This is a genomic window from Streptomyces catenulae (assembly GCF_000718015.1).
In the GTDB taxonomy this organism is placed as follows: Bacteria; Actinomycetota; Actinomycetes; order Streptomycetales; family Streptomycetaceae; genus Streptomyces; species Streptomyces catenulae.
Map to the genome: position 1 here is coordinate 164,697 of NZ_JODY01000012.1, position 9,460 is coordinate 174,156.

The window sequence follows — 9,460 nt, forward strand, 5'->3', positions numbered from 1 at the left end:
GTGCCAGTGAGCTTCTGGGAGTACGTCGGCAGCCGCCACGCCCAGCTGCTGACCGATGCGGCACAGCACGCCAGCGCGGTCTTCCAGTGCATGGTCGCCGCCACCGTCCTGGGCGTCGCGCTGGGCGTCGCGACCTACCGCACCGAGTGGGCGGGCAACCTCGCGACCACCGCCACCTCGACGATCCTCACGGTCCCCTCGCTGGCCCTGATCGGCCTGCTCATCCCGGTCGTCGGCCTCGGCGTCGCCCCGACCGTCATCGCCCTGACGCTGTACGGGCTGCTGCCCGTCGTCCGCAACGCCATCGTCGGGCTGCGCGGGGTGGACGCCACGCTGGTGGACGCGGCGCGCGGCATCGGGATGTCCCGCACCGCCCAGCTGCTCCGCGTCGAACTGCCGCTGGCCTGGCCGCCGATCCTCACCGGCATCCGCGTCGCCACCCAGATGCTGATGGGCATCGCCGCCATCGCCGCCTTCGCGTCCGGTCCGGGGCTCGGCAACGAGATCTTCCGCGGCATCGCCTCGCTGGGCAGCGCCAACGCCCTCAACCAGGTGCTCTCCGGCACGCTCGGGATCGTCGTCCTCGCCCTCCTCTTCGACGCCGCGTACGTCCTCATCGGACGGCTGACCATTCCCAGGGGGATCCGTGCCTGAGACGTCCGTGCCCACCGCCGCGGGAACCGCCGCGCGCACCGCCACCTCCGGCGCCGGGATCCGGCTGGAGAAGCTGACCAAGCACTACCCGGGCAGTCCGGCGCCCGCGGTGGACGACGTCACGATGGAGATCAACGCCGGTGAACTGGTCGTCTTCGTCGGCCCGTCGGGCTGCGGGAAGTCCACCACGCTGAAGATGATCAACCGGCTGATCGAGCCGACGTCCGGCCGGATACGCATCGGCGACCGCGATGTCACCGGCATGGACCCGGTCAAGCTGCGCCGCACCGTCGGCTACGCCATCCAGTCCTCGGGCCTCTTCCCGCACATGACCGTCGCCCAGAACATCGCCCTCGTACCGAAGATGACCGGCTGGTCCAAGGCGAGGATCACACACCGGGTCGAGGAGATGCTGGATCTGGTCGGGCTCGATCCCGGGGAGTTCCACGGGCGGTATCCGCGCCAGCTCTCCGGCGGGCAGCAGCAGCGCGTCGGCGTCGCCCGGGCGCTCGCCGCCGATCCGCCGGTGCTGCTGATGGACGAGCCGTTCGGCGCCGTCGACCCGATCACCCGCGACCACCTCCAGGACGAGCTGATCCGGCTCCAGCACGAGCTGCACAAGACGATCGTCTTCGTCACCCACGACTTCGACGAGGCGATCAAGCTCGGCGACCGGATCGCGGTGCTCCGCGAGCGCTCGCACATCGCGCAGTTCGACACCCCCGAGGCGATCCTCACCAACCCCACCGACGACTTCGTCTCCGGCTTCGTCGGCGCCGGTGCCGCCCTCAAACGCCTCAACCTCACCCGGGTACGCGACGTCGGCGTCGTCGACTTCGCCACCGCGGGCGTCGACGACCCGCTCCAGTCCATCTTCGACCTGCTGCGCGACGGCGACACCAACGAGGTGCTGCTCCTCGACCGCCACCGCCGCCCGTACAAATGGCTGCGCCGCGGCGACCTGATGCGCGCGAAGGGCACCCTGGCGCGCGCCGGGACGCTGGTGCACGACACCGTCACCCGCGACGCGACACTGCGCGACGCGCTGGAGGCGGTCCTCACCGACAACGCCGGGCGGGTCGCGGTCACCGGGCGGCGCGGCGAGTACATCGGCGTCGTCGACATGGAGACGCTGATGAACAACGTCCACGAACTGCTGGAGGCCGACCGCCTGGAGGCCGTCGAACACCGCCACCAGCTGGAGGAGGCACGGGCCCGCCGCACCCGCGCGGCCCAGGAGGGGCTGGGCGAAGGCGGCGCCGGGGCCCCGGCATGAGCCCCCGCGAGGAGCGCCGCGCCCCCCGGGACGAGCGGCCGCCGGGCGAACACGAGGTGCACGGTCTGGCGTTCCGGGACGAGGTCCACGAGCGGGAGCACGGCGCGGCGGCACCGCCCGGAGCCGCCGCGCCGCCCCGGGGGCTGCGCCGGATCAGCTGGCAGCGGGCGCTGACCATGCCGCTCTTCCTGGCCGCCGCGCTGCTCGGCACCTGGCTGTGGTTCCGCGGCGCCCGCCTCGACTCCATCGCCCACCAGGCGGTCGACAACGGCAAGGTCGGCCTCGCGGTGCGCCAGCACATCCAACTGACCGCCGTCTCCACCTTCTTCGTCCTGATCATCGCGATCCCGCTGGGCGTCGCGCTGACCCGCGCCAGGCTCCGCCGGGCGACGCCGTTCGCGGTCGCCGTCGCCAACCTCGGCCAGGCGGTGCCCGCCCTGGGCCTGCTGGTGCTGCTCGTCATCTGGCTGGGCATCGGCGCGAAGGCGGCGGTCATCGGCATGGTGATCTACGCGGTGCTGCCGGTGCTCGCCAACACCATCGCCGGGCTGCGCGCCATCGACCCGACGCTGACGGAGGCGGCCCGCGGCATCGGCATGTCCCCGGCGGGCGTCCTCACCCGCGTCGAGCTGCCGCTGGCCGTCCCGCTGATCCTCGCCGGGGTACGGACCGCGCTGGTACTGAACGTCGGCACCGCCACGCTCGCCACGTTCGGCGGCGGCGGTGGTCTGGGCGACCTCATCGCGGCGGGCATCATCACCCAGCGGATGCCGGTGCTGATCCTCGGCTCCGTCCTCACCGTGGCGCTCGCGCTGCTGGTCGACTGGCTGGCCTCGCTCGCCGAAGTGCTGCTGCGGCCGCACGGTCTGGAGGTATCGCACTGATGGCCCCGAGCCCCGGCCGCCGCGCCCGCCGCCGCCCGCGCCGTACCGTCCGCGCCGCCGCCCTGGCCGCCGTCGCCGTCCTCCTCGCGGGGTGCGGGCTGGTCAGCGGCAGCCCGATGACCGACAACGTCCGCCCCGGCACCCTCGGCCGCGGTCAGCCCCTCAAGGGCGCCCAGCTGACCGTGACCTCCAAGGAGTTCACCGAGAACATCATCCTGGGCCAGATCATGGGTCTGGTCTTCGAGGCGGCCGGTGCCACCGTCATCGACAAGACCAACATCCAGGGCAGCATCGGCGCCCGCGAGGCGGTCCACTCCGGCACCGCCGACGGCATGTACGAGTACACCGGCACCGGCTGGATCACCTACCTCGGCCACGAGAAGCCGATCACCGACCCGCACCGGCAGTGGGTCGCGGTCCGCGACGCCGACCGCGCCAACGATCTCGTCTGGCTGCCGCCCGCCCGCCTCAACAACACCTACGCCTTCACCCTCAACCGCGCCAACGCCCGCAAATACGGCGTCCGGACGCTCTCCGACATGGCGGCGCTGCTCAAGAGGAACCCGCGCGCGGTCACCCTCTGCGTGGACAGCGAGTTCGCCGCCCGCACCGACGGACTGCCCGGCATGGCGGCGCGGTACGGCATGAAGCTCCCGCCCGGCAACATCCACAAGATGACCAGCGGCGTCGTCTACACCCAGACCGCCCAGGGCACCGCCTGCACCTTCGGCGAGGTCTACACGACCGACGGCCGGATCAAGGCGATGAACCTCACCGTCCTCGCCGACGACAAGCACTTCTTCCCCAACTACAACGCGGCGCCGTCGATGTACGCGCCGACGATGAAGAAGTACCCGCAGATCGCCGCGCTGCTCAACCCCGTCACCGCGGCGCTCGACAACACCGTCGCCCGGAAGCTGAACGGCCAGGTCGACGTCGAGGGCAAGGACCCGCACGAGGTCGCCAAGGAGTGGCTGCTCTCGAAGGGCTTCATCAAGGAGGGCTGAGCCCCCGGGGGACGGGCGTGCGGGGCGCTGCCGCCCGCCGCCCGGACCGTCCCGCCTCGGCAGGCGGGGACCTCCCACCTCACCAGGCGGGGCCTTCACCTCACCAGGCGGGGGCCTTCACCTCAGCAGGTGGGGACCTTCCCGCCGCTCTTCAGCGCCTTGAGCGATGTCAGCGCGCTGTCCAGGGTGGTGACGGGGATCAGCCGCATCCCGTCGGGCCGCTCCGCGAGCGCCTGCGAGCACTCGGCCTTGGGCACCAGGAAGAGCCGGGCGCCGTCGCGGTGCGCGGCGCGCATCTTCAGCGGCACCCCGCCGACCGGGCCGACCGGGCCGTCGGTCTCGATGGTGCCGGTACCGGCGATGGTCCGGCCGCCGGTCAGATCGCCCCCGGCGCCGTCCCCGTCGAGCTTGTCGATGATCCCCAGCGCGAACATCATCCCGGCGCTCGGCCCGCCGATGTCCGCCAGCCGCAGGGTGACCTTCACGTCCCGGGCGGACCGGTGCAACCGGCCCAGCGCGGCGCCGACCGCCGCGTCCTGCGACTTCCGCATCTCGTCGGCGTTGTGCCGCGCGACCTCCTTGACGCTGTCGCCCACCGGGTAGACCGACTCGGACGGCATCACCGCCTCGTCCGTGCGGAACCAGCCCCGGATCACGTCCGGCAGATGCACCGAGGCGTCCGGCCCGGTGGCGACGATCGCCGTCATCCGCAGCTGCCCGCTGGTCCGGCGGGTGTCGGCGCCGGAGATGGTGATCACCGGTTTCCCCTTGTTGTCCCCGAGGACGTTCGCCGTCGGCCCCGGGTACGCCAGTGAGTACGGCAGCGGCGCGAGGGCGGCGGTCAGCAGCAGGGCGAGGACCAGAGCGGCACAGATCGACAGTGCACGGACGCGGGAGGACACCCCGCCACCCTAGAGGACCGCCGTCCCCCGCCCCGCACCGCACGCCCGGCCCGGTACGTACCGCACAGGCGTACAGCCACCGCGCGGCGGCCCGGCGCCGCGGGCTCAGCGCCGCGCCCGTTCAGCGCAGCGCCTCCGCGACCTCCCGCGCCGCGTCGACCACCCGCGGGCCGATCCGCTCGGAGACCGCGTCGGCGAGCATCACCACACCCACGCTGCCCTCGATGCCGCTGACCCCGAGCAGCGGCGCGGCGGCGCCGCTCGCGCCCGCCTCCAGCTCGCCGTGGGTCAGCGCGAGCCCGGCGTCCTGGATCCGGCCCTGGCGCGCCTTGAGGATCGCCCGCCCGGCGGCGCCGCGGTCCAGCGGATGCCGGAACCCGGCCCGGTACGCCACGTGGTAGTCCGTCCACGTCGGCTCCACGACGGCGACGGCCAGCGCCTCGGTGCCGTCGACGAGGGTGAGATGCGCGGTGGCGCCGATGTCCTCGGCGAGGGCGCGCAGCGCGGGCAGCGCCGCCTCCCGCACCAGCGGGTGCACCTGGCGGCCCAGGCGCAGCACGCCCAGACCGACCCGGGCTCTGCCGCCGAGATCGCGGCGGACCAGCGCGTGCTGCTCCAGTGTGGCCAGCAGACGGTAGACCACGGTGCGGTTGACCCCGAGCTTGTGGGACAGCTCGGTGACGGTCAGGCCGTGGTCGGTGTCGGCGAGCAGTTTGAGGACGCGCAGTCCCCGGTCGAGCGTCTGGGAGGTCTCCGCGGTCACGACGCCCCCTCCTGGTCGAAGTGGCGGCATCATCGGCGCGGGGGCGCTGCGGTCCCGGTGCAGCGCGCGCTAGAGGCCGCCGGCCGCATGCACCGGCTGCGCTCCGCGGCGGCGCTGCCACGGGGCGTGTGCGTGACGGGACAGTAGCGAGCCAGTCCGGTGAGCGGAAGTCCCCGTCCAGAATCCGGTCGTTCCCGTCCGTAATGTTCGCTATATCCCGCCGGACCTGCGAGTAACTTTCCCTGCGTGTGCGGATGTTGAGGCAAAGAGGCGGTGCGCCCGGCGCACCGCCTCCCCGTCACTCCGTCCGCCGCGCGCTCACTTCATGCGGGTGGCCCACTCGCGGACCTTCTTGATCCGCTCGGTGAGCTGACCGGCCGTCGCCTCCGCGCTCGGCGGTCCGCCGCAGACCCGCCGCAGCTCGGTGTGGATCACGCCGTGCGGCTTCCCGCTCTGGTGGACGTACGCGCCGACCAGCGTGTTCAGCTGCTTGCGCAGCTCCAGCATCTCCTTGTGGCTGACCACCGGACGCCGCTCGGCGGGCAGCTCCAGCAGATCCGCCTCTTCCGCGGGCTTCTTCTTGCTGTGCGCGATCTGCCGCGCCTGCCGCTTCTGCAGCAGCATCTGCACCTGGTCCGGCTCCAGCAGCCCGGGGATGCCGAGGTAGTCCTGCTCCTCCTCGCTGCCCGCGTGCGCCTGCATGCCGAACTCGGCGCTGTTGTAGAGCACCCGGTCGAAGACCGCGTCCGACTCCAGCGCCTCGAACGAGAACTGCTCCTGCTCCCCGGTGTCCTCGTCCTGCGCCTGATTGGCCTCGTCCATCTCCTTCTCGGACTCGGCGTAGGGGTCCTCGTCCCCGTCCTTCTTCGGCTTGTCGAGGACGTGGTCGCGCTCGACCTCCATCTCGCCCGCGAAGCCGAGCAGCATCGGGACGGTCGGCAGGAACACCGACGCGGTCTCGCCGCGCTTGCGGGAGCGGACGAAACGGCCGACCGCCTGCGCGAAGAAGAGCGGGGTGGAGATCGTCGTGGCGTAGACGCCGACCGCCAGCCGCGGCACGTCGACGCCCTCGGACACCATCCGGACCGCGACCATCCAGCGGTCGTCGGAGGCGGCGAAGTCGTCGATGCGCTGCGAGGCGCCGCTGTCGTCGGAGAGCACCAGCGTCGCGCCGTGCCCGGTGATCTCCCGGATCAGCTTGGCGTACGCCCGCGCCTGCTCCTGGTCGGAGGCGATGACCAGCGCCCCCGCGTCCGGGATGCTCTTGCGGACCTCGGAGAGCCGCTGGTCGGCGGCGCGCAGCACGTTCGGCATCCAGTCGCCGCGCGGATCCAGCGCGGTCCGCCACGCCTGCGAGACGGCGTCCTTGGTCATCGGCTCCCCGAGCCGCGCCGCGATCTCGTCGCCCGCCTTCGTCCGCCAGCGCATGTTGCCGCTGTACGACATGAAGATCACCGGCCGGACGACGCCGTCGGAGAGGGCGTTGCCGTAGCCGTAGGTGTAGTCGGCCGACGACCGCCGGATGCCGTCGTTGCCCTCCTCGTACGTGACGAAGGGGATCGGGTTGGTGTCGGAACGGAACGGCGTACCGGTCAGCGCGAGCCGCCGGGTGGCCGGTTCGAACGCCTCCAGACACGCCTCGCCCCACGACTTGGAGTCACCGGCGTGGTGGATCTCGTCGAGGATGACCAGCGTCTTGCGCTGCTCGATGCGGTTGCGGTGCAGCATCGGGCGGACGCCGACACCGGCGTACGTGATCGCGATGCCGTGGTACTCGCGGCCCAGCGGGCCCGCGCTGTAGTCCGGATCGAGCTTGATCCCGACCCGCGCCGCCGCCTCCGACCACTGCTTCTTCAGATGCTCGGTCGGGGCGACGACGGTCACCTGCTGCACGACGTGGTGGTGGAGCAGCCACGAGGCGAGGGTGAGCGCGAAGGTGGTCTTTCCGGCGCCCGGGGTCGCGACGGCGAGGAAGTCCCGGGGCTGGGTCTGGATGTACCGGTCCATGGCCGCCTGCTGCCAGGCGCGCAGCTTGTTGGCGGTACCCCAGGGGGCCCGGCCCGGGAAGGCCGGGGACAGGTGGTGATTGCTGGTGGCGCTGGTGGTGGTAGTCACGGTCTCCGTCGGCTGGCTCGGCGATCGGCAACCGCGTCAGCCTACCCGTGCGGGGCGGCGGGTCGAGGTGTTCCGGCCGCCCGGACGCCGGGGTTGGGACCCACCTCACACCGCGCCGCACCACCCCGCCGACCGCCCCCGCGCCGCCCCCGCCGGGCCGCCGGAAGCCCTCCGCTACGGCATCCCCGCAGGCCGGAGCCGTCCCGCCAGGGTCGCGCCCACGGCCGCCACCACGGCCATCGTGGCGAAGACGGCGAGGAAGGCGGCGGGGTGCGAGACCGCGGAGGCGTGGGCGGTCGCCGGGGCGGTCGGGGAGCCGCCGCCGAAGGCGACGAAGAGGGCGCCGCCGAGACCGACCAGGACGACGTTGCCGAGCGCGTCCGCCATCTGCAGCGACGCGGAGTTGGCGCCCGCCTCCTCGGGCCGGGACAGCTTCAGCAGCAGCACCCCGCCGCTGGAGATGTTCAGCCCCATCCCGAAGCCGCCGAGCGTCCACGCCACCGCGACCGTCCACACCGGGACCGCCTCGGACAGCACCAGCGGCACCGCCGCGATCGCCGCCGCCAGGAACGCCATCCCGGCACCCATCAGCCGCTCCCGGTACGCCTCGCACCGCGGCCGGCTCTGGACGTACGAACCGAGCGCCCAGGTCAGACCGCCGCCGGTGAGGGAGAGCCCGGCGAGGGTCGCGGACAGACCGCGCTCGCTGACCAGCAGCAGCGGGATGAAGCTCTCCGCGGCGACCAGCGCACCGGCCGCCAGCCCGCGCATCAGCACCACCATCGGCAGCCCCCGCGCCGCCCGGAACGTGCCCCGCGGCAGCAGCCGCCGCACCGCCGGAACCAGCAGCGCCAGCCCCACGGCCGCCGGGAGCACCGCGTACGGCGTCAGGTGCCCGCCCGCGTACTGGAGCAGCCAGGCGCCCGCCGCGACGGCCAGCGCGAGCAGGGCGCGGCGGCTGCGGACCACCGCGAGCAGCCCGCCGTCCGGGCCCGGCGCCTCGCGCGGCAGGGCGCGCAGCGCGGGCAGCATCACCGCGAGCGGCAGCAGGATCAGCACCGGGATGGCGAGGAAGACCCAGCGCCAGCCGAGGTGTTCGGCGACGCTCCCGGCGGCCAGCGGGCCGACGATCACCGGCAGCACCCACGCCGCCGAGAACGACGCCATCACCGCCGGACGCAGCCGCTCCGGATAGGCCCGTCCGACGACGACGTAGAGCGAGACGATGACCAGCCCGCCGCCGAGCCCCTGCACCCCGCGCCCGGCGACGAACAGCCCCATGGTCGGCGCCGCGCCCGCCATGACCAGTCCGGCGCCGAACCCGGCGATACCGGTGAAGAGCGGCGCCAGCGGACCGCGGCGGTCGTTCCACTCCCCCGCCAGCGCCATCGCGAAGAGGCTGGTGGTGAAGAACGCCGAGAAGGCGAAGGCGTACAGCCCGATACCGTGCAGCGCCCGGGCGGCGACCGGCATCGCGGTGTTCACCGCGCTCGCCTCGAACGCGATCAGCGACACCACCGACACGATCCCGAGGGTCAGCGCCCGATACCCCCGCCCGAAGACCCCCGCGTCCGGCCCGGCACCGGGCGGCCCGGCGGCCGGGGTGCGCCCGTCCCCCGCGGGGTCCGGACCTGCGGAGGAGGGCGACGGAGCGGCTGTGGTCGCGACATCGGTGTCGCGCGCGGGGTCGACGGTCATCGGCCCAGCGTAAGGGCCGACACGCCGGACGACCCCTGTCCCCGGACGGGACATCGGACCGGCATCCCCTCGTTCCCGGGACCTACGCCCGGACCCGTACGCGCCCCCGTACGCGCCCCGCCCACCCCCTCCCCCGCGCCCCGCACGCCCCTCCCGTGAAC

At 73.2% G+C, this 9,460-nt stretch carries 8 protein-coding genes; 4 read left to right on the forward strand and 4 right to left on the reverse strand.

The window, feature by feature from the left end; translation table 11 throughout:
• Positions 1-6 precede the first annotated feature (6 nt).
• From IF23_RS0113830 to IF23_RS0113845, 4 genes are read left to right on the forward strand one after another with little or no spacing between them, the layout of a single operon-like run.
• The gene (locus tag IF23_RS0113830; RefSeq protein WP_030283390.1) at positions 7-654 is read left to right on the forward strand and encodes an ABC transporter permease; all 648 of its coding nucleotides are present in this window, start codon (positions 7-9) and stop codon (positions 652-654) included.
• Complete coding sequence (locus tag IF23_RS0113835; RefSeq protein ID WP_078653965.1) at positions 647-1,930, forward strand: betaine/proline/choline family ABC transporter ATP-binding protein; 1,284 nt, start codon at positions 647-649, stop codon at positions 1,928-1,930. The genes IF23_RS0113830 and IF23_RS0113835 overlap by 8 nt, the downstream gene beginning before the upstream one ends.
• Positions 1,927-2,814, forward strand: coding sequence for an ABC transporter permease (locus IF23_RS0113840; protein ID WP_030283393.1), 888 nt, complete (start codon positions 1,927-1,929; stop codon positions 2,812-2,814). Before IF23_RS0113835 ends, IF23_RS0113840 begins: the two co-directional genes overlap by 4 nt.
• Entirely contained in the window at positions 2,814-3,821 is a 1,008-nt protein-coding gene (locus tag IF23_RS0113845; RefSeq protein ID WP_030283395.1) for a glycine betaine ABC transporter substrate-binding protein, read from the forward strand. The genes IF23_RS0113840 and IF23_RS0113845 overlap by 1 nt, the downstream gene beginning before the upstream one ends.
• Before the next feature lie 122 nt (positions 3,822-3,943).
• Here the strand turns inward: IF23_RS0113845 and IF23_RS0113850 are convergent, their stop codons facing one another.
• The 4 genes from IF23_RS0113850 to IF23_RS0113865 all read right to left on the reverse strand — a co-directional run bounded on the left by IF23_RS0113850 (position 3,944) and on the right by IF23_RS0113865 (position 9,299).
• The gene (locus IF23_RS0113850) at positions 3,944-4,723 is read right to left on the reverse strand and encodes a S16 family serine protease (protein ID WP_030283397.1); all 780 of its coding nucleotides are present in this window, start codon (positions 4,721-4,723) and stop codon (positions 3,944-3,946) included.
• Between the two features lie 121 nt (positions 4,724-4,844).
• Positions 4,845-5,486: an IclR family transcriptional regulator gene (locus IF23_RS0113855; RefSeq protein ID WP_030283399.1), complete on the reverse strand. Its 642-nt coding sequence runs from the start codon at positions 5,484-5,486 to the stop codon at positions 4,845-4,847.
• A gap of 318 nt (positions 5,487-5,804) precedes the next feature.
• Entirely contained in the window at positions 5,805-7,601 is a 1,797-nt protein-coding gene (locus IF23_RS0113860; RefSeq protein WP_030283400.1) for a DEAD/DEAH box helicase, read from the reverse strand.
• A 174-nt stretch (positions 7,602-7,775) separates the two neighbouring features.
• Complete coding sequence (locus tag IF23_RS0113865) at positions 7,776-9,299, reverse strand: MFS transporter (RefSeq protein WP_030283402.1); 1,524 nt, start codon at positions 9,297-9,299, stop codon at positions 7,776-7,778.
• Positions 9,300-9,460 lie beyond the last annotated feature (161 nt).

What these genes read in the sequence shown, in the direction of transcription:
- IF23_RS0113840 (WP_030283393.1), top strand. Translation starts at nt 1,927, where the DNA reads ATGAGCCCCCGCGAGGAGCGCCGCGCCCCCCGGGACGAGCGGCCGCCG.
- IF23_RS0113845 (WP_030283395.1), top strand. Translation starts at nt 2,814, where the DNA reads ATGGCCCCGAGCCCCGGCCGCCGCGCCCGCCGCCGCCCGCGCCGTACC.
- IF23_RS0113865 (WP_030283402.1), bottom strand. Translation starts at nt 9,299, where the DNA reads ATGACCGTCGACCCCGCGCGCGACACCGATGTCGCGACCACAGCCGCT.